A 17,789-nucleotide genomic window follows, 5' to 3' on the forward strand; every position below is an offset into this window, starting at 1 on the left:
GAGTGCCCACGCGCTACGCGTGTGTGATTACACCTGTGGCGGTGAAGAATCGCTCGACGGCGCCACCGAGAACCGAACCGGTGACGTTCCCGATGTGCGTAAGCGCCTCGTGGCGATGACGGCGCAGCCAACGGCAAGTGGATACGTGCGTAACGCGTGGGCACGGGGGTGCCCACCCTACAATGCGATCCGGCCGTTGGATCAGAACGTAGGGTGGGCGCCCCGTGCCCACCATCCACCGGCACGCCCCCACCTGGTCAGGGCTTCAGGTACTTCTCGAACCACTCCACCGTTCGCCTGCGCTGGTCCAGCTGGTGCGCCGGCTGGCGGATCGCATGCCCTTCCCCCTCGTAGATCACGAGCGTGGTCGGCACCTTCATGGCGCGCAGGCCGTGCCAGAACTCCATCGACTGCACCGCCGGGGTCTCGACGTCGCGCTCGCCCACGTAGAGCAGGGTCGGCGTCTTCGCGCTCCTGATCGATTCGATCGGCGAAGCCTTGCGGTAGACCGCCGGGTCGTCGTACATGGTGGCGCCGAAGAAGGGCACCATCCACTGGTCGATGCCGTTCTGGCCGTAGTAGCTGATCCAGTTGGCGATCCCCGCCCCCGCCACCGCGGCCCTGAAGCGGGTGCTGTGGGTGACGCCCCACATCGTCATGAAGCCGCCGTAGGAGTGGCCCATCAGGCCCAGGCGCGCGCCGTCGATGGGCGCCTGCGCGATGGCCGCGTCGACCCCGGCCAGTATGTCGCGCCAGTCGCCGCCGCCGAAGTCGCGCCGGTTGGCCGCCGTGAAGGCCAGGCCCTGGCCATAGCTGCCGCGCGGGTTAGGCTGGAACACGTAGTAACCGCGCTCGACCAGTTCGCGCAGCAGGGGATTGGCGGACTCGCCCTCGCCCACGTAGCGCGGCGTGGCCGCCGAGGCCGGGCCGCCGTGCACGATCACGACCATCGGGTGCCTGCGCCCGGCCTGCGCGTTGCGCGGCCCGACCAGCCAGCCCTGGCTGCGGAAACCTTCGTTGGTCCAGGCGATGCTGCGCGCCGCCACCTGCGGCGCGAAGCCCTCGTTCTCGCGGGTGATGCGCACCAGCTCGGACAGGCGGCCGGCGGCGATGTACGGCGCCTGCTCGTACGTTTCGAACACCGACACCGCCGCGCCGCCGTCGCGGCTGAACACGATGCGCCCGTCGCGCGAGCCGTTTGCGGTCACGGCGCGCGAAAACAGCGTCGTCACGCCCGAGCCGGATGGCGCGGCGGCCGGGTCGATCGCCACGATGGCCATCTCGGCGCCCTGCAAGGCGGACGCCACCAGGGCCGAACCCTTCCACGCCAGGCCGTTGAACGATCCGGCGTAGTCCGGCGTCACGTCGCTTGGTGCCCCGCCGGCGAGCGGCACGGTGAACACGTCGCCGCCGACCGACCCGAAGTCGCTCATCAGGCCGCCGACAAAGGCGACCGTGCGCCCGTCCGGCGAGACCTGCGGGAGGCTCATCTGCATCTTCGGGGCGGCGACGATGCGCAGCGCGCCGCTGGCGAGGTCGACGTGGCCCAGCGTCGCCACCCACCAGTTGTTGTCGCCATTGCCTTTGGCGCTGGTGGCGACGAAGCCACGGCCATCGGGCGTCCAGTCGTATTCGTAGACGAAGGTGTCGGGCGGCGACACCAGGCGGGCCTTCCCGCCCTGCGCGGAAACGACGGCAATGCGCTGGGCATCCTCGTTCACGCCGATCTCGCCAACCAGCCGCTCCCCGGCCTCGACCGCACCGGTCTGCTTCTTCGCGCCGATGGTGGCCAGCAGCGCGATACGCGCGCCGTCGGGCGACCAGCGCGCGGTATTGGCCACGCCGCGGATCGTCGCCGCGGCCTGCGGCCGGCCCGCGCGCACCACCCACAGCGTGGCGCTGCCGGCCGCGGGATCGGCGGCGATGAAGGCCAGGCTCCTGCGGTCGGACGACCAGCTCGGGAAATCGTAGGAACAGGCGGCGCAAGGGTCGTACTCGGCCAGCACTGCGCCCTGGACCGCGTCGCGCACCACGATGCGCGCATGCGGACGCTGGCCCGGCGCGGCGGCATCGGCTTCGATGGCGGCGATGCGCTCGCCGCCGGCGCTGATGGCCACCGAGCGGTAGTCGCGCAGCTGCGCGGCCGCGACGCTGCCGCTTCCCAGCACGGCGCAGGCGAGCGCGCAGCTCAGCGTGCAAGTCAGCGAAGCACCGAGGGCGTCGGATAATCGCATTGTTCTCCTCCTGGTCGGCCGCCTCGCCACAGGGTTTGTGTACGGGCTGGCTAATGTGTGATTGATATCGCTCAGTCTACGCGGATTCGACTGAGTTCGCCGCGCAACAAATTCCGACCGGCATGGGTGATTTTGCCTTGAAGCAAGGAAATATCATGATCGAACCCGGTGCCGCCGCTACACTTTTTGCAGTAAACAGAGCAGGAGGAAAGCGTGATCTACAAGGATATCGACAACAAGGAACCCTTCCTCGCGGTCCTGGAGAAGATGCTGGCCCTGGCCGGCCCCGACAAGAAAGCGCAGATCGAGCGTACGCTGCGCATCATGCGCGCGGGAATCAAGGGTGAGCGCGCATCGGGTCATTTCATCGACACTTGCCTGAAGGATTCGACGCGCACGGCCGTGGTCCACGACCTGCGCCTGGTGGCGGACGATGGCGAGGTGGCCCAGATCGATCACCTGCTGGTTCACCGCATGGGGCGCTTCACCGTCCTGAACACCAGGCTGTTCGCCGATGGCGTCAGGATCAGCGAAAGGGGCGAATTCCTGCGCTGGAACGAGACAGAAGACGATTTCAAGGGCATGCCCTCGCCCCTGGTCCAGAACGAGCGCCATGCACGGGTGCTGCGCCAGGTGCTGGAAACCATCGGCCAGGGCGAGGCGGCGATCGAATCGCTGGTCCTGGTCGCACCCGATGCGCGTGTCGAGCGCCCGCGCAGGTTCGACACGTCCATGGTCATGAAACCCGAACAGTTCATGGAAAAGCTGAACAGGGCGCTGGAGGGGGCGCCCATCGTCAGCGCACTGGGGGGACTATTGAAGAGCGGGACGTCGGACTCGATCGGCGACATCGCCAGGAAGCTCGTGCAGCTGCACCGGCCGTCGGCGACGGATTACCTGGCGCGCTTCGGGATCCTGCGCGGGCCGGCGCAGCCTTCCCCCCCGGCCAGCGCCGCCGGGCTGTACTTCACGGCGCCGCAATAATACAGCCTGCCAGCCCGTGGCAGGCCGGCAGCGGGAACGATACTCGGAGAGTATCGATGATCTTCAAGCCTTGGCGGCCGACAGCATGCGCTCGACGTAGCGCGCGATCAGGTCGATCTCGAGGTTGACCTTCGATCCGGCGCGCAGGTGCTTCAGGGTCGTGACCTCGATGGTGTGCGGGATCAGGTTGATCGAGAAGCGGCATACCTTGGCGCCGTCGACTTCCAGGTCTTCCACGCGGTTGACGGTCAGCGACACGCCGTTGACCACGACCGAACCCTTGTAGGCCAGGAACTTCGCCAGCTCCTGCGGCGCGTCGATCACGAGTTCGTGCGATTCGCCCACGGGCTGGAAGCTGTGCACCGTGCCCAGGCCGTCGACGTGGCCCGACACCAGGTGCCCGCCCAGGCGCTCGGCCAGGGTCAGCGCCTTTTCCAGGTTGACTTCGCCGACGGCATCCAGGCCGGCGGTCTTGTTCAGGCTTTCGCGCGAGACGTCCACGGCAAACGCGTTGCCGGTCTTTTCGACCACGGTCATGCAGGCGCCGTTGATGGCGATCGAGTCGCCCAGGGCGACGTCGGCCAGCGGCAGGCCGCCGGCATCGATTTCCAGGCGCACGCCCGCGTCCAGGCCACCCGCCAGCGGCGAGACCGAAGTGATGTTGCCGACAGCGGCGACGATTCCAGTAAACATAAAGCCTTATTCCTCAGGTGTAGTCGTGGTTTTGCTTAGTTATTGCTTAGTTTTATCAAAGCGCGCCAGGATGCGCAGGTCGGCGCCGACCTGGCTGCATGCGTGGAAACGCAGTTCGTGCTTGTCGGCCAGCCGCGCAGGTGCGTCCAGCGCGAACATGCCCTGCCCGGCGCCGATCAGGCTTGGGGCCAGGTAGACCAGCAATTCGTCGACGCAGCCTTCGCGCACGAGCGAGGCGTTCAGTTTCGCGCCCGCCTCGACGTGCACTTCGTTGATCTCGCGCCGGCCGAGTTCCCGCATCAGGGCCGGCAGGTCGACCTTGCCGCCCGCGTTCGGGAGCAGGATGATCTCATGGCCGGCCGCGCGCAGCCGCGCCGCCTTGTCCTCGGTTGCACTGCCATCGATCGCGGCGGCGACGATCCAGCACGGCTCGCCCTGCAGGATGCGTGCCTCGGGCGCAATCTCGAGCCGGCTGTCGACGATCACGCGACGCGGCTGGCGCGGCGTATCGATGCCGCGCACGGTCAGCTGCGGGTCATCGATCTTCACCGTGCCGATGCCGGTCAGGATGGCGCAGGCGCGGGCGCGCCAGGCGTGGCCGTCGGCACGTGCCTCCGGACCGGTGATCCACTGGCTCTCCCCGCTCGCCAGCGCCGTGAAGCCGTCCAGGCTGGCCGCCGTCTTCAGGCGCACCCAGGGCAGGCCGCGGCGCATGCGCGAGAAGAAACCGATGTTCAGTTCGTGAGCCTCGTCGGCCAGCACGCCCATCGCGACCGCGATGCCGGCCGCTTCGAGCTGGGCCATGCCACGCCCCGAGACCAGGGGATTCGGGTCGCCCATCGCGGCCACCACGCGGCCCAGGCCCGCCTGCACCAACGCGTTCGAGCACGGCGGCGTGCGGCCGTAGTGGCTGCAGGGCTCGAGCGTGACGTAGGCGGTGGCGCCGCGCACATCATTGCCGCGCGCGGCGGCGTCGCGCAGGGCCTGGATCTCGGCATGGGCCTGGCCGGCCGGCTGGGTGTGGCCGGCGCCGATCACCTCGCCGTCCTTCACGATCACGCAACCGATGCGCGGATTCGGCGCGGTGATGTACATGCCTTTCGCGGCCCACTCCAGGGCCAGCGCCATGCCTTCGGTATCGGTCTTGATCTGCACTGTCATCGATGATGGTTTCAATTCGGGGGCGGCGCCTGCGCTCCGTCGCAGTTGTCGTCATGCGCCGGGTCGCATACGCGGGCGCGGCCCAGCATGTTGATTTTAATACGCCGGATCGCACCACCGTGAAACAGCGACAGCGTGCCCCAGCGCGCGGCGCCGCTGCTCGTGTCGCTGCAACTGCGCCCGGCGCCATTGTAGGCGATGTAATACGGCGGCGCAGGACTCGTGAAGGCGAAGGTCGAGGCGACGCCGTCGGGCAAGGGGCCGTGCACGGCGACGATGTCGTCGCCCGGCCCGGGCGCGCCGTCGCCGTCGCGATCGAGAAAGACGGTCCAGCCCTGGTTCCAGCGCAGGCCCTCGGGGTCGCGCGGCGCCAGCTTGACCCGCTCGTTGCGCGCGATCGCCTGCGCGCGCGCCAGGTTGATGGCGCCGAACAGGTCGCCGGAAGCGGCGCGCAACTGCTGGGCGTGGATCATCGCCTGCAGGTTCGGGATGCCGATCGCCAGCAAGACCGCCGCGATCGCGGTCACCACTACCAGCTCGGCCAGCGTGACGCCGTGCTGGCGGCGCCTGCGCATCACGGCCAGCATCGGTCCGACGCGCCGCTCGCGCCCTGCTCGCCGGTGCTGCTCATCGTCAGCGTGCCGCATTCGCTGTCGCTGTAGCTGGCGTCGACGTTCACCGTGCCGGGCCGGGCATGGACCTCGACGCAATCGCGCAGCTCGGCGCCGGCGCAGGCCTGGGCCTCGAGTTCATAGGCGCTGTCAGCCGCCCGGCTGCCCGACCACCAGCGCAGGCCCTCGACCGGCTCGGCGGCCGAGAAGGCGACGTAGGTGTGATGCAGGGCGTGGTGGCGCTCCTGCTGCTGCAGCGCCTCGATCAGCGCCACCTGCCCTTCGATCCGGCGCATCTTCGCCACGTGCCCGGCGTAGCCGGGATAGGCCAGCGCCGCCAGCACCGACAGGATCGCCAGCACGACCATCAACTCGACCAGGGTAAAACCGCGGTGCATCATCGTTCTCCTCCTTGGGTGTGGGAAGCCGCTCAGTTGGCGGCCGCATGCAGTTCGGGCCAGTTGGCGATCTCGCGCCAGCCCAGGCGCCTGGCCGGCGCACCGGCATGCGCGCGCCGGTAATAGCTCTGCAGGACGACGCGCGTGGATGCGCTCGCGCCGAAGCCGATCGCGGTGATGCGGTAGGCCGGTGTGGCGCCCGGACCGGCGAGCAGCTCGACGATGTAGCGTGGCGCCCTGGCCGGCAGCAGCGCGGCGCCCAGCGGCATGGCGGCGCCGGTATAGCGCCCGTACTCGACGGCCGCCTCGCTGCCGAGGTCCACCGCCTGCCAGGCCGGCAGGCCCGGCGCCGGCGCCAGGCGGCACAGGCCGGCACGTTCCCCGCTGCCGGTGCAGCGGTCGGCGAAAGCGCCCGCGTCCGCGGCGGCGAAGATGGCGGTGCGCGGCGACGCCGGCCCCGCCGCGCCGGCGATATCGCGCTCGGCATCAAGCAGGGCGGCCTGGGCCGCCTGGTGGGCGATGTGGCGGTCGCGCTCATGGCGCGCCGACTGCACGGCCGCCAGCGAGGCGCGCGTGCCCGAGACCGACATCATCAGGACCGCGAGCGTGAGGAACAGCACGGTCACGAGCGCGGCGCCCTGCTCGCCCGTGTTCCGGCGACGGCGAAAACGGCTGGCCATCGGTCGCTTACGGCAAGGCTGCGCCGGCCGCATACACGGCCGTGAACAGGCGGCGCGAGCGCGGCCGCTCGCGGCCCGACAGCGCTGACTCGAGCAGGATGACGCCCGGGTCGGCGGCGCCATGGAGGAGGGCATACTCCTCGCCGAACAGCGCATGGCGCGCGAGCGGAACCGGCGCCGCGGCCGGCCGCTCGCCATGCAGGAGCAGCGCGACCTGCACGCTCACGACGCGCTTCCACCAGGTTTTCTCGTTGCGCTCGCTCGCCAGCGCGGCGGGTGTCGCTCCGCTCAGCACCAGGGCGGCGTCGAGCGCGGCCAGCGCACTGGCGTTCACATAGCGGTTGGCGACGCCGTCGCGCGGGCTGTCGGTGTCGATGCCGTAGAGGACCTGGAAGCCGTCGACGCCGGACACGACCGCGTCCGCGCTCCAGTTGCTGGCGCCGCGGTACTTGCAGCGCAGCTCGGCCACGCCGTCGGCGTTGCGCGCGACATAGAAGATGCTCCAGCCATCCTCGGCCGCATGCACGGGAAAGCCGGCGCAATTGAGTACGCTGCCGTCGCCATCGGGCGCAGCGCCGGCGCCGGCATAGCGCACGGCCAGCACGTCGCTGCCGTTGACCGCCCCCGGCAGCGGATTGTCGATGCCGAAAGTGTTTTTGCTGAGCGAGCGGTTGTCCAAGCCGGACAGCGCCGCCGGAGCGCCTGGCGCGGGCCCTGCGGCGCCGAGCTGCTCAAGGTCGGCGTAGGCGCCCTGGCGCACCGCACGCCCGATGGCTTCGAGCGCGTAGCGCCCGCCGTCGTCGATGCCGACCGCGTCCGCATGGCCGATATACGAAGCATTGGCGCCGGTGAGCAGGGTCGAGCCGGCCAGCAGCACGCCCAGGCCCAGGGACATCGCCACCAGCAGCTCGGCCATGCTCATGCCGTGCTGGCTGCCATGCGGGCGAGGACAGGCGCTCATCCCGGCACCACCAGGGTGACGAAGGCGGCCGCCTCGGGCGCGGGCCGGCCCGCCTCGGCGCGCAGGCGCCAGCCGAGCTTGATCACGATGGGCGCCGATGGGCTGCTGACGCACTCCCAGTCGGGCGCCTGCAAGGCCGCGTTCCATACGGTGGTATCCCGGCAGACGGCGATGCGCCCGCCGGGAAAGGCGGCGCGCAGGAGGCGCTGCGTCTCGTAGAGGTCAAAGCGGGCCATGCCCGCGCTGTCGCAGTCGGTCGCGCCGAAGCATTGCGCCGGCGGCGCGGCCGGATCGCCGGCGGCGGCATCGTAGTCGAGCTGGAGGTAGGGATTGGCGGCGTCGGGCAGCGCCATCTGGGCGGGATTGGCGTGCATGCGCGCGGCCAGCGAGGCGGCCAGCTGCACGGCTTCGGACTCGAGCGCGGCCTGTTCGCGCAGGCGCGCCACGAACGACTGGGTCGCCGCCGCGCCCACCGCCCCGACCGCCAGCACGAACATCGCGACCAGCACTTCGACGAGCGTAAAGCCACCGGAAAAACACCGCCGCACAGCCACCTCCACAGGGTCGGGGCGCGACCAATTTCGCGCGAGCTGTGAAGGTATCAGCACACCCTTGCGCTCCGATGAGTTGCCTCAAGCGTGCGCGGTTGCCAAAAACGGGAATAGAGCGTCTGACAAACCGCCAGGGCAAGGCGCGGCGTCGAAGACAGTACGAATGTACGGCGAGACGGTGCAACACCGCCATGGAGGTTTGCCAGGCGCTCTTATTTGCGGGGGTGACCGACTTCGGCCAGAGCCTGCTGGAATTCGGCCAGGTCCTTGAAGTCCTTGTAGACGGAGGCGAAGCGGATGTAGGCGATCTCATCCAACCGCTTGAGCTCCTGCATCACCAGTTCGCCGACATGGCCGGTATCGACTTCGCGCCGTCCGCTGGTGAGCAGCTTTTCCTCGATCGAGGCGACGGCGGCGTCGATGGCTTCGGCCGAGACCGGGCGCTTGCGCAGGGCCAGCATCAGGCTGCCGCGCAGCTTGGCTGGCGCGAATTCGGTGCGGCTGCCGTTCTTCTTGACGATGATGGGCATCGACAGTTCGATGCGTTCGTAGGTGGTGAAGCGCTTGTCGCACTGCACGCAGCGGCGCCGCCGGCGAATGGCGTCGCCTTCCTCGGATACGCGCGTATCGAGGACCTGGGTATCTTCATGCTGGCAGAACGGACATTTCATGGGGCGCCGGGATTACAAGGGACGACAACCCGGCTTCAGGCTGCCGTCCCCGATTTCACTTCTGGTACTGTACTACGCTTACTGTACTACTTACGCCGCGTAGACCGGGTACTTGTCGGTCAGGACCTTCACTTCCGCCTTCACGCGCTCGATGGTCGCGGCGTCGTGCGGGTTGTCCAGCACGTCGGCGATCAGGTTACCGACCTTCGTGGCGTCCTCTTCCTTGAAGCCGCGGGTGGTGAAGGCCGGGCTGCCGAGGCGGATGCCCGAGGTCACGAATGGCTTCTGCGGGTCGTTCGGGATGCCGTTCTTGTTGCAGGTCATGTGCGCCTGACCCAGGATGGCTTCGGCTTCCTTGCCGGTGAGACCCTTCGAACGCAGGTCGACCAGCATCACGTGCGACTGGGTGGTGCCCGAGACGATGCGCAGGCCGCGCGCGATCAGCGCGTCGGCCAGGGCCTTGGCGTTCTTCACGACCTGCTGCTGATATTGCTTGAACTCCGGCGACAGCGCTTCCTTGAAGGCGACAGCCTTGCCTGCAATCACGTGCATCAGCGGACCGCCCTGGATGCCCGGGAAGATCGCCGAGTTGATCGCTTTCTCGTGCTCGGCCTTCATCAGGATGATGCCGCCGCGCGGGCCGCGCAGCGATTTATGGGTGGTCGAGGTGACGAAGTCGGCGTAAGGCACCGGGTTCGGGTATTCGCCTGCGGCGATGAGGCCGGCGTAGTGGGCCATGTCGACCATGAAGTAGGCGCCGACTTCCTTGGCCACCCTGGCAAAGCGCTCGAAGTCGATGCGCAGCGAGAACGCCGAAGCGCCCGCGATGATCATCTTCGGCTTGTGCTCGCGCGCCAGGCGCTCCATTTGTTCGTAGTCGATGTCTTCCTGCTCGGTCAGGCCGTAGGAGATGACGTTGAACCATTTACCGGACATGTTCAGCGCCATGCCGTGGGTCAGGTGGCCGCCTTCGGCCAGCGACATGCCCATGATGGTGTCGCCAGGCTTGAGCATGGCGAAGAACACGCCCTGGTTGGCCTGCGAGCCCGAGTTCGGCTGCACGTTGGCGGCCTCTGCGCCGAACAGTTGCTTGACGCGGTCGATCGCCAGCTGCTCGGCGACGTCGACGTATTCGCAGCCGCCGTAATAGCGCTTGCCCGGATAGCCTTCAGCGTACTTGTTGGTCAGCTGGGAACCCTGGGCCTGCATCACGGCCGGCGAGGTGTAGTTTTCCGAAGCGATCAGCTCGATGTGATCCTGCTGACGGGTGTTTTCCTTCTGAATCGCGTCCCACAGTTCCGGGTCAACGTTGGCCAGCGTGTGATCTTTTGAAAACATGAACAAAACTCCAATCGATAAGAGAACCAGACAAGTGCGTGCGGAATCGGCAGGAAGCCAGACAGCAGCCCAAGCGCGCGGCAACGCGTACCCTTGTCGGCTGCCCAGGCGAACGGCGGATGAAATCTCACGTTCCCCGGTGGTTGACCACCTTGCCGCCGGCTCGGAGCGCGCGCGGGTTTCGCCAGTTACGTGAGATGCAAAGGACTCCAGATTGTATTTGATGTGTCCCTTTAGGGCAAGGAAACTGCCGTGGCCCCGGCAACTCCTGCCAAGGGGCGGGCAACATGATCAATTCGGCTACAATCACGGGGCTTGTCCAACACCGAGGAACCTCATCATGATCGTTTTCATCACCGGCGCATCGGCCGGATTCGGCGCCGAAATGGCGCGCACCTTCGTTCGCAACGGCCACCAGGTCGTGATGGCGGCGCGCCGCAAGGAGCGTCTCGAAGCCCTGGCAGCCGAGCTGGGCGAATCGGCGCTGCCGGTCGAAATGGACGTGACGAGCAAGGCCTCGATCGAGGAAGCGCTGGCGCTGCTGCCGCAATCCTGGCGCCAGATCGACGTGCTGATCAACAATGCCGGCCTGGCCCTCGGTACTGCGCCGGCCCAGGAAGCGCCCCTGGAAGACTGGGAAACCATGATCGCCACCAATTGCCAGGGCCTGGTGACCATGACCCGCACCGTCCTGCCGGCCATGGTCGAACGCGGCAGCGGCCTCATCATCAACCTGGGCTCGGTGGCCGGCCACTACCCCTACCCTGGCGGCAACGTCTACGGCGCGACCAAGGCCTTCGTCGAGCAGTTCACCCTGAACCTGCGCGCCGACCTGGTCGGCACCGGCGTGCGCGCCACCAACCTGGCGCCGGGCCTGTGCGGCGGCACCGAATTCTCGAACGTGCGCTTCAAGGGTGACGACGCGGCTGCCGCGAAAGTCTACGAAGGCACGACCCCGCTGACGGCCAAGGACATTGCCGAGACCGCGTACTGGATCGCAACCCTGCCGCCGCATGTGAACGTGAACCTGATCGAGCTGATGCCGACCTGCCAGGGGTTCTCGCCGTTCAATATCAAGCGCGGTTGAACGAACCGGGGTCTGATTTTGTAGGGTGGGCACCTGTGCCCACGCTGTATAGCACCTCAACGCGCCATCGCCCTGATTTGTATCGCTGCGCCAAGGGACCGTTGTCTGCTTGCTGCGCCTCTGTTCAACCGATGAGACCGCGTGGGCACAGGTGCCCACCCTACGAAAACCAGGCATATGCACACCGTGCGCCCCGCCTTCGATAATTGTGAGAAAGTGTTACAGTTGTTGTCTTGACAGCCTTGTCTCTCGTCTACTACGGCCGCACCCTTGGCAGACACAGCATGCGCCGCGGTCGCGCTTTCCCATCCGGCATGTTCGCTAGAGTACATATGCGGAGTTGAATAGCGTAAAATGTTTCCTATTATCATTTATGGCTTGTAGCATGCCCTCCGCTTTCACCTGGCCAGTCCGGGTCTATTACGAAGACACCGACGCCGGCGGCATCGTGTTCTACGCGAATTACCTGAAGTTCTTCGAACGTGCGCGCACCGAATGGCTGCGCGCCGCCGGCATCAACCAGCAGGAGCTGATCGCAAGCGATGGCGCCGCCTTCGTGGTGAAGAACGCGAGCATCGACTATCACGCCCCTGCCCGTCTGGACGACGAGCTGACCCTCACGCTCACCATCGAAAAGCTCGGCCGCGCCTCGGTGCAGTTTGCCCAGAAGGCGTACAAGGGCGACACCCTGCTGGTCGAAGCGAGCGTGAAAGTGGGCTGCGTGGACCTGGCCACGGTCCGTCCGCGCTCGCTCCCGGAGCATGTCGCTGATAAAATGCGTGCCGCTTGAATAAATCAACAATATTGCCCAACCGATGACCCCGACCCACGACCTTTCCTTCGTTGCCCTGATCAGTAACGCCCACATCCTGGTGCAGCTCATCATGCTGCTGTTGCTGCTCCTGTCGGTGTTCTCGTGGTCCTATATTTTCCGCAAGCTGTTCGCGATCCGCGCGGCGCGCCGCCAGACCGAACAGTTCGAACGCAGCTTCTGGGCCGGCGGCAACCTGCACACCCTGCACCAGAGCGCCAGCGCCCAGCGCGACCAGAGCGGCGCACTGGCCCGCATCTTCGAGGCCGGCATGGGCGAATTCATCAAGGGCAAACAGGCTTCGCGCGACGCCCTCGACATGAACTCGGTGCTCGACGGCGCCCGCCGCGCCATGCGCGCCGCCTTCCAGCGCGAACTCGACGCCCTCGACCTGCACCTGAACTTCCTGGCCTCGGTCGGCTCGGTCTCGCCTTACATCGGCCTGCTCGGCACCGTCTGGGGCATCATGAACGCCTTCCGGGGCCTGGCCAACGTGCAGCAGGCAACGCTGGCCGTCGTCGCGCCGGGCATCGCCGAAGCGCTGATCGCCACCGCCATCGGCCTGTTCGCCGCAATTCCTGCCGTGGTCGCGTACAACCGCTTCACCCACGACATCGACCGCCTGGCGATCCGCTTCGAAAGCTTCGTCGAGGAATTCTCGAACATCCTGCAGCGCCAGTCGCGCTGATCCCGGGAGGAACCGACATGGCCTTATCCAGCAGCCTGCGCAGCGGACGCCGCAGCAAACTGAAATCCGAAATCAACGTCGTGCCCTACATCGACGTGATGCTGGTGCTGCTCATCATCTTCATGGCGGTGCCGGCCAACGAAACGCCGAACGTGGTCAACCTGCCGCGCGCCGAGAAGTCGACGCTGCCGCCGGACACCTACATCCAGATCTCGATCAAGCCGAACGCCGAGCTCTCCATCGGCGTGCACGGCAAGGCCTCGACGCCTGCCGAAACCATGGATACCCGCGCCGCCCTGCTCACCCGCCTGCGCGAACTGCACCAGGAAAATCCGGACTACCCGGTCCTGATCGCGGGCGACCGCGAAAGCAAGTACGAGGAAGTGATCGAGATGATCTCGGAAGCGAAGAAGATCGGTATCGCCCGCGTCGGCCTTGCCACCCAGTAAAGAGTATCGCCTGCAATGAAGCCAGCTTCCCCCGGCGCCCCGTACACGGTGCCGCCCGAACCGAGCCGCATCCCAGCCATCGTGCTGGCGGTGGCCGTGCACGCCCTGCTGCTGGCCTTCCTCTACTTCGGCATCAGCTGGCAGAGCAAGACGCCGGTCACGGTCGAGGCCGAGGTATGGGACATGAAGGTCGAGACCGCCGCCGCGCCGCCCCTGCCTGCGCCGGAACCCGAACCGCAGCCCGCGCCGGAACCGGAGCCCGCCCCTGCCCCGACGCCGCCGCCTGCGCCGAAGGTCGTCGAACCCGAACCCGTGAAACCGGCCGCCCCGGACATCGCGCTCGAGCGCGAGAAGCAGCGCAAGCTCGAGCTGGCGAAGAAGGAACGCGAGCGCGAACTGGCCGAGCAGAAGGAGCGCGAAGAACTGAAGCGCAAGGAAATCGCCGAGCAGAAGCAGCGCGAGGAACAGAAGCGCAAGGAACTGGCTGAGCAGAAGCAGCGGGAAGAACAGAAGGCACGCGAAGAACAGAAGAAGAAGGAACTGGCCGAGAAGAAGAAAGAGGAAGAGAAGAAGCTCGCCGCTGAACAGGCTGCCGCCGAGAAGAAGAAGCTCGCCGACGCGAAAGCCAAGGCCGCCGCCGAAAAAGCCCAGCTCGACAAGCTGCGCGACCTCGAGCTCAAGCGCATCGCGGGCGCCGCCGGCACCGCCGGCAACGCCGAGAAGTCGAGCGCGCCCAAGGTCGACGCCGGCTATGTCGCGCGCCTCACGGCCCTCATCAAGAGCAACACGACGTACGCGGGCAGCACCGACCAGCCGGGCAACCCCAAGGCCAGCTTCCGGGTCGAGCTGCTGCCGACCGGCGAGATCCTGTCGGTGCGCCTGATCAAGAGCAGCGGCGTGCCGCAGTTCGACGATGCCGTGGAACGCGGCATTAACAAATCGTCACCGCTTCCGAAGAAGAAAGATGGTACGGTAGAGCGCAATCTCGTGGTCAATTTCTCAATGAAAGACCTCGACTAAACGACCACCCTTTTTGCCGAGACAACGCATGAAAAAACAACTTCATTACCTGCTGTTCAGCGCCACCCTCCTGATCGGGTCGGCAGCGAACGCCCAGCTGCAAGTGGAAATCGCCGGCGTGGGCAGCAACCAGATTCCGGTGGCGGTGGCCGCCTTCGCCGACGAAGGCGTGGCGCCGGCCCAGGTGTCGGCCGTGATCCGCGCCGACCTCGAGCGCAGCGGCGTGTTCAAGGTCATCGACGCCGGCCAGGTCATCAGCGACAGCGCCAACATCGACGTCAACGCCTGGAAGGCGCGCGGCGCCGACGCACTGGTGGTCGGCAGCGTGACGCGCCAGCCGGACGGCCGCTTCGCCGTGCGCTACAAACTGCTCGACACCGTCAAGGGCGGCCAGCTCTCGTCCCTCGGCGGCGAAGTGCAGCCGCGCTACACCCGCCTGCAGGCCCACCGCATCGCCGACGACGTGTACGAAAAGCTGACCGGCGTGCGCGGCATCTTCTCGACCCGCATCGCCTACGTGAAGGAAAACCGCGCCGGCCGCAACTACGCGCTGGCCGTGGCCGACGCCGACGGCGAGAACGAGATCGTCGCCGTGCAGGGCCGCGAGCCGATCATCTCGCCCTCGTGGTCGCCGGACGGCGGCAAGGTCGCCTACGTGTCCTTCGAAGACCGCAAGCCGGTCATCTACATGCAGGACCTGGTCACCGGCAAGCGCCGCGTGATCGCCAACGAAAAAGGCAGCAACTCGGCGCCCTCGTGGTCGCCGGACGGCAGCAAGCTGGCGATCGCCCTGTCGAAGTCGGGCAGCTACCAGGTCTACATCGTCAACGCCGACGGCTCGGGCCTGCGCCGCCTGACCAACAGCAACGGCATCGACACCGAACCGCAGTTCTCGGCCGACGGCCAGACCATTTATTTCACGAGCGACCGCAGCGGCGGTCCGCAGATCTACAAGATGAGCGTCAACGGCGGCAATGCCACCCGCGTCACGTTCAACGGCAGCTACAACATCAGCCCGCGCGTATCTCCAGACGGCAAGACCCTGGCCTGGATCTCGCAGCGCGACGGCGGTTTTTCTCTTTACGCGATGGACCTGGCAAGCGGCCAGGAACTGCGCCTGGCCGATGGGGCCACCGAACCGAGTTTTTCGCCTAACGGCAAGTACATCATGTATGCGAACAAAGGCGGCGGGCGTACCTCGCTGGCCGTGGTTTCGGTGGATGGACGGGTCAAGCAACGCCTGACCACCAAAGCGGGAAACATTCGGGAGCCCAGCTGGGGTCCCTTCATGAAGTAAATGAAGTAAATCACTAACCAAGACCAGGAGAAAAACCATGCGCAATGTAAAGAGCCTCGGCTTCATCATCGCAACCGCTGCCCTGCTCGCAGCTTGCAAAACCCCAGTTCCGGCAGAAGCCCCGGCCGTCGTCGAGAAGTCGCCGGCCCCGGCCCCGGCCGCCGCTGACCCGCGCGACATCCAGCCGGTGGAAACCGCTGTCGTCGATCCGCTGAACGACCCGAAAGGCGTGCTGGCCAACCGCAGCGTCTACTTCGACTTCGACAGCTACGTCGTCCGCGAAGACGGCAAGCCGGTCGTCCAGAACCACTCGGCTTACCTGAACCAGCACAAGGATCGCAAGGTCCTGATCCAGGGTAACACCGACGAACGCGGCGGCACCGAATACAACCTGGCCCTGGGCCAGAAGCGCGCCGAAGCCGTGCGCCGTTCGATGGCATCGCTGGGCGTTGCCGAGAACCAGATGGAAGCCGTCTCGCTGGGCGAAGAAAAGCCGAAGGCAACCGGTTCGGGCGAATCGGCCTGGGCTGAAAACCGTCGCGCCGACATCGTTTACCAGTAATCTGGCCTGATTAGTCCGGTTAAGACCTGATTAATTGACAGCGGGGCGGGTGCAGTGCAGACTGCAACCCGCCCCGTTTTCCTTTGTAACACCGGATACGTTTAGAAAGAACGACGACATGATAAAACTGGTTCCGTCCCGTCTTGCCTGCCTGCTGATCGCCGCCTGGCTGCCGCTGCAGGCCCATGCCGGCCTGCTCGACGACGACGAAGCACGCAAGGCCATCCTCGACCTGCGCGCCAAAGTCGACAACATCGCGCGCGACCTGAGCAGCCGCATCGACAACAAGGCGGACAAGAGCGCGACGCTCGACATGCTGAACCAGCACGAGCAGACGATGTCCGAGATCGCCAAGCTGCGCGGCCAGATCGAAGTGCTGGCCAACGAGATCAGCAAGGCGCAGAACGCCCAGCGCACCCTGTACGCCGACCTCGATGCCCGCATCAAGAAACTCGAGCCGCAGCAGACGACCATCGACGGCCAGACCGCCGACGTCCTGCCGTCCGAAAAACAGGCCTACGACACGGCCATGGAGACCTTCAAGTCCGGCGACTACAAGGCCGCAGCAAGCGCCTTGCAGGACTTCGTGAAGCGCTACCCGGACTCGGCCTACGCCGCCAACGCCCAGTACTGGCTGGGCAACGCCTACTACGCCCAGCGCGACTACAAGAAGGCCATCGCCGCCCAGGAAGTCGTGACGACCACCTACGGCAGCAGCCCGAAGGCCGCCGACGCCATGCTGAACATGGCCACCAGCTATGCCGAGCTGAAGGACCTGCCGAAGGCGAAGAAGACGCTGCAGCAACTGGTCTCGAAGTTCCCCGGCACCCAGGCCGCGCAGTCCGCCAAGGACCGTCTGGCGGTATTGAAATAAGATTTCACGGCAAGATTGTGGCGTGAACGTTTGACAGCACAGCGTCCTGCCCCTATAATCTTGCTTCTTTCGGGTCGTTAGCTCAGCTGGTAGAGCAGCGGACTTTTAATCCGTTGGTCGCAGGTTCGAATCCCGCACGGCCTACCACGAATACGCAGTAGCAATGAAGGCAGCATGAGAAATCATGCTGCCTTTTTTGTTTTGCGTCGCCGGCTTACAGCCTCGACACTACCGGGCTTGTCGCAAGAGAATTTGATACATACGCGAAGCAATATAAAACCCGGCCCTGTCCAACCATCGTGAGCATTGCTACCCGATCAACTCTCGCGTTGTACTTTCGATGAAGGAGACAGCCATGCGTGCCCTGCTTTGCCTTGCCTTCGTTTCATCCACCGCTTTCGCCGCCACGCCGATGGACCGCGGCGAGGCGCGCGACCTGATGGACGCCGCCGCCGGCCTGTACCGGCTCGACACCGGCCTGGACGTGCGGCTGCGGATGGTCGACGAGCAGTTGTACGTCGACCTCAACCGCCATTACCGCAAACGCGTTTTTCCGGTCTCGGAAAACCAGTTCAGCTCGCGCGACGGCAGCCTGACGGTCGAATACCTGCCGGACGGTCCGGCAGAACGCATCGTGATCCACCACACGGGGCTGTCCCCGAACCAGCGGCTGGGCGAACACAGCTGGCTCGGTAAATAGCTGCGACGACTTATCGGCT

Annotated in this window: 20 protein-coding genes, 1 tRNA gene and 1 riboswitch; of the genes, 11 read left to right on the forward strand and 10 right to left on the reverse strand. The window is 66.2% G+C overall.

The genetic code is table 11. The features are described from left to right. Window positions 1–257: 257 nt before the first annotated feature. Window positions 258–2,234, reverse strand: coding sequence for a S9 family peptidase (locus ACSUZJ_RS17755; protein WP_499410331.1), 1,977 nt, complete (start codon window positions 2,232–2,234; stop codon window positions 258–260). Between the two features lie 213 nt (window positions 2,235–2,447). Here ACSUZJ_RS17755 and ACSUZJ_RS17760 point away from each other — a divergent pair, with 213 nt between their 5' ends. Further along, on the forward strand, window positions 2,448–3,218 hold the full coding sequence (locus ACSUZJ_RS17760; RefSeq protein WP_499410332.1) for a nuclease-related domain-containing protein: 771 nt from the start codon (window positions 2,448–2,450) through the stop codon (window positions 3,216–3,218). A 63-nt stretch (window positions 3,219–3,281) separates the two neighbouring features. On the opposite strand, the gene ACSUZJ_RS17765 is transcribed toward ACSUZJ_RS17760, so the two are convergent. The 9 genes from ACSUZJ_RS17765 to glyA form a co-directional block, all read right to left on the reverse strand. Continuing rightward, a complete protein-coding gene (locus tag ACSUZJ_RS17765) occupies window positions 3,282–3,911 on the reverse strand; it encodes a riboflavin synthase (protein WP_499410334.1) in 630 nt (209 codons plus the stop codon). 39 nt (window positions 3,912–3,950) lie between these two features. Then, window positions 3,951–5,072, reverse strand: a complete 1,122-nt coding sequence (ribD, locus tag ACSUZJ_RS17770) for a bifunctional diaminohydroxyphosphoribosylaminopyrimidine deaminase/5-amino-6-(5-phosphoribosylamino)uracil reductase RibD (RefSeq protein WP_499410336.1) — start codon at window positions 5,070–5,072, stop codon at window positions 3,951–3,953. An 11-nt stretch (window positions 5,073–5,083) separates the two neighbouring features. After that, window positions 5,084–5,647, reverse strand: coding sequence for a GspH/FimT family pseudopilin (locus ACSUZJ_RS17775; RefSeq protein ID WP_499416587.1), 564 nt, complete (start codon window positions 5,645–5,647; stop codon window positions 5,084–5,086). Beyond that, the gene (locus ACSUZJ_RS17780) at window positions 5,647–6,084 is read right to left on the reverse strand and encodes a type IV pilin protein (protein ID WP_499410337.1); all 438 of its coding nucleotides are present in this window, start codon (window positions 6,082–6,084) and stop codon (window positions 5,647–5,649) included. Before ACSUZJ_RS17780 ends, ACSUZJ_RS17775 begins: the two co-directional genes overlap by 1 nt. Window positions 6,085–6,113: 29 nt before the next feature. Continuing rightward, on the reverse strand, window positions 6,114–6,761 hold the full coding sequence (locus ACSUZJ_RS17785; protein WP_499410338.1) for a pilus assembly PilX family protein: 648 nt from the start codon (window positions 6,759–6,761) through the stop codon (window positions 6,114–6,116). Between the two features lie 7 nt (window positions 6,762–6,768). Then, window positions 6,769–7,722, reverse strand: coding sequence for a PilW family protein (locus ACSUZJ_RS17790; protein WP_499410340.1), 954 nt, complete (start codon window positions 7,720–7,722; stop codon window positions 6,769–6,771). Beyond that, on the reverse strand, window positions 7,719–8,270 hold the full coding sequence (pilV, locus tag ACSUZJ_RS17795; protein ID WP_499410341.1) for a type IV pilus modification protein PilV: 552 nt from the start codon (window positions 8,268–8,270) through the stop codon (window positions 7,719–7,721). The genes ACSUZJ_RS17790 and pilV overlap by 4 nt, the downstream gene beginning before the upstream one ends. Window positions 8,271–8,485: 215 nt before the next feature. Beyond that, the gene (nrdR, locus tag ACSUZJ_RS17800; protein WP_499410343.1) at window positions 8,486–8,944 is read right to left on the reverse strand and encodes a transcriptional regulator NrdR; all 459 of its coding nucleotides are present in this window, start codon (window positions 8,942–8,944) and stop codon (window positions 8,486–8,488) included. Window positions 8,945–9,034: 90 nt separating this feature from the next. Continuing rightward, window positions 9,035–10,282, reverse strand: a complete 1,248-nt coding sequence (gene glyA, locus ACSUZJ_RS17805; protein WP_499410345.1) for a serine hydroxymethyltransferase — start codon at window positions 10,280–10,282, stop codon at window positions 9,035–9,037. Between the two features lie 95 nt (window positions 10,283–10,377). Next, window positions 10,378–10,484: riboswitch (ZMP/ZTP riboswitch) on the reverse strand. Between the two features lie 138 nt (window positions 10,485–10,622). Between glyA and ACSUZJ_RS17810 the strand changes: the two genes are divergently transcribed. From ACSUZJ_RS17810 to ACSUZJ_RS17855, 10 genes are all read left to right on the forward strand, one after another. Next, window positions 10,623–11,369 (forward strand): SDR family oxidoreductase, encoded by a 747-nt coding sequence (locus ACSUZJ_RS17810; protein WP_499410347.1) that lies wholly within the window; start codon window positions 10,623–10,625, stop codon window positions 11,367–11,369. A gap of 385 nt (window positions 11,370–11,754) precedes the next feature. Continuing rightward, window positions 11,755–12,159, forward strand: coding sequence for a tol-pal system-associated acyl-CoA thioesterase (gene ybgC / locus ACSUZJ_RS17815; RefSeq protein WP_499410349.1), 405 nt, complete (start codon window positions 11,755–11,757; stop codon window positions 12,157–12,159). Between the two features lie 25 nt (window positions 12,160–12,184). Next, complete coding sequence (gene tolQ / locus ACSUZJ_RS17820) at window positions 12,185–12,868, forward strand: protein TolQ (RefSeq protein WP_312551630.1); 684 nt, start codon at window positions 12,185–12,187, stop codon at window positions 12,866–12,868. A 17-nt stretch (window positions 12,869–12,885) separates the two neighbouring features. Further along, window positions 12,886–13,317 (forward strand): biopolymer transporter ExbD, encoded by a 432-nt coding sequence (locus ACSUZJ_RS17825; protein WP_499410351.1) that lies wholly within the window; start codon window positions 12,886–12,888, stop codon window positions 13,315–13,317. A gap of 15 nt (window positions 13,318–13,332) precedes the next feature. Continuing rightward, the gene (gene tolA / locus ACSUZJ_RS17830) at window positions 13,333–14,337 is read left to right on the forward strand and encodes a cell envelope integrity protein TolA (protein WP_499410353.1); all 1,005 of its coding nucleotides are present in this window, start codon (window positions 13,333–13,335) and stop codon (window positions 14,335–14,337) included. A 28-nt stretch (window positions 14,338–14,365) separates the two neighbouring features. Further along, window positions 14,366–15,634: a Tol-Pal system beta propeller repeat protein TolB gene (tolB, locus tag ACSUZJ_RS17835; protein WP_499410355.1), complete on the forward strand. Its 1,269-nt coding sequence runs from the start codon at window positions 14,366–14,368 to the stop codon at window positions 15,632–15,634. A 37-nt stretch (window positions 15,635–15,671) separates the two neighbouring features. Further along, window positions 15,672–16,196 (forward strand): peptidoglycan-associated lipoprotein Pal, encoded by a 525-nt coding sequence (pal, locus tag ACSUZJ_RS17840; RefSeq protein ID WP_499410357.1) that lies wholly within the window; start codon window positions 15,672–15,674, stop codon window positions 16,194–16,196. A 118-nt stretch (window positions 16,197–16,314) separates the two neighbouring features. Continuing rightward, window positions 16,315–17,070 carry a tol-pal system protein YbgF gene (gene ybgF, locus ACSUZJ_RS17845; RefSeq protein ID WP_499410359.1) on the forward strand — a complete coding sequence of 252 codons (756 nt, stop codon included), beginning with the start codon at window positions 16,315–16,317 and terminating at the stop codon, window positions 17,068–17,070. A gap of 71 nt (window positions 17,071–17,141) precedes the next feature. Beyond that, a tRNA-Lys gene (locus ACSUZJ_RS17850) sits at window positions 17,142–17,217 on the forward strand. A gap of 208 nt (window positions 17,218–17,425) precedes the next feature. Continuing rightward, the gene (locus ACSUZJ_RS17855; RefSeq protein ID WP_499410361.1) at window positions 17,426–17,770 is read left to right on the forward strand and encodes a hypothetical protein; all 345 of its coding nucleotides are present in this window, start codon (window positions 17,426–17,428) and stop codon (window positions 17,768–17,770) included. The last annotated feature ends 19 nt before the right edge of the window (window positions 17,771–17,789 follow it).

This window comes from Telluria sp. B2 (assembly GCF_051789535.1).
Lineage (GTDB): Bacteria > Pseudomonadota > Gammaproteobacteria > Burkholderiales > Burkholderiaceae_D > Telluria.

Excerpts from the sequence above, each read along its gene's own strand:
- ACSUZJ_RS17825 (WP_499410351.1), top strand. The coding sequence starts at position 12,886 with ATGGCCTTATCCAGCAGCCTGCGCAGCGGACGCCGCAGCAAACTGAAA.
- ACSUZJ_RS17790 (WP_499410340.1), bottom strand. The coding sequence starts at position 7,722 with ATGAGCGCCTGTCCTCGCCCGCATGGCAGCCAGCACGGCATGAGCATG.
- ACSUZJ_RS17810 (WP_499410347.1), top strand. The coding sequence starts at position 10,623 with ATGATCGTTTTCATCACCGGCGCATCGGCCGGATTCGGCGCCGAAATG.
- ACSUZJ_RS17855 (WP_499410361.1), top strand. The coding sequence starts at position 17,426 with ATGCGTGCCCTGCTTTGCCTTGCCTTCGTTTCATCCACCGCTTTCGCC.
- nrdR (WP_499410343.1), bottom strand. The coding sequence starts at position 8,944 with ATGAAATGTCCGTTCTGCCAGCATGAAGATACCCAGGTCCTCGATACG.
- glyA (WP_499410345.1), bottom strand. The coding sequence starts at position 10,282 with ATGTTTTCAAAAGATCACACGCTGGCCAACGTTGACCCGGAACTGTGG.
- tolA (WP_499410353.1), top strand. The coding sequence starts at position 13,333 with ATGAAGCCAGCTTCCCCCGGCGCCCCGTACACGGTGCCGCCCGAACCG.
- ribD (WP_499410336.1), bottom strand. The coding sequence starts at position 5,072 with ATGACAGTGCAGATCAAGACCGATACCGAAGGCATGGCGCTGGCCCTG.
- tolQ (WP_312551630.1), top strand. The coding sequence starts at position 12,185 with ATGACCCCGACCCACGACCTTTCCTTCGTTGCCCTGATCAGTAACGCC.
- ACSUZJ_RS17775 (WP_499416587.1), bottom strand. The coding sequence starts at position 5,647 with ATGCGCAGGCGCCGCCAGCACGGCGTCACGCTGGCCGAGCTGGTAGTG.
- ACSUZJ_RS17780 (WP_499410337.1), bottom strand. The coding sequence starts at position 6,084 with ATGATGCACCGCGGTTTTACCCTGGTCGAGTTGATGGTCGTGCTGGCG.
- tolB (WP_499410355.1), top strand. The coding sequence starts at position 14,366 with ATGAAAAAACAACTTCATTACCTGCTGTTCAGCGCCACCCTCCTGATC.
- ACSUZJ_RS17765 (WP_499410334.1), bottom strand. The coding sequence starts at position 3,911 with ATGTTTACTGGAATCGTCGCCGCTGTCGGCAACATCACTTCGGTCTCG.
- ACSUZJ_RS17755 (WP_499410331.1), bottom strand. The coding sequence starts at position 2,234 with ATGCGATTATCCGACGCCCTCGGTGCTTCGCTGACTTGCACGCTGAGC.
- ybgC (WP_499410349.1), top strand. The coding sequence starts at position 11,755 with ATGCCCTCCGCTTTCACCTGGCCAGTCCGGGTCTATTACGAAGACACC.
- ACSUZJ_RS17785 (WP_499410338.1), bottom strand. The coding sequence starts at position 6,761 with ATGGCCAGCCGTTTTCGCCGTCGCCGGAACACGGGCGAGCAGGGCGCC.
- pal (WP_499410357.1), top strand. The coding sequence starts at position 15,672 with ATGCGCAATGTAAAGAGCCTCGGCTTCATCATCGCAACCGCTGCCCTG.
- ybgF (WP_499410359.1), top strand. The coding sequence starts at position 16,315 with ATGATAAAACTGGTTCCGTCCCGTCTTGCCTGCCTGCTGATCGCCGCC.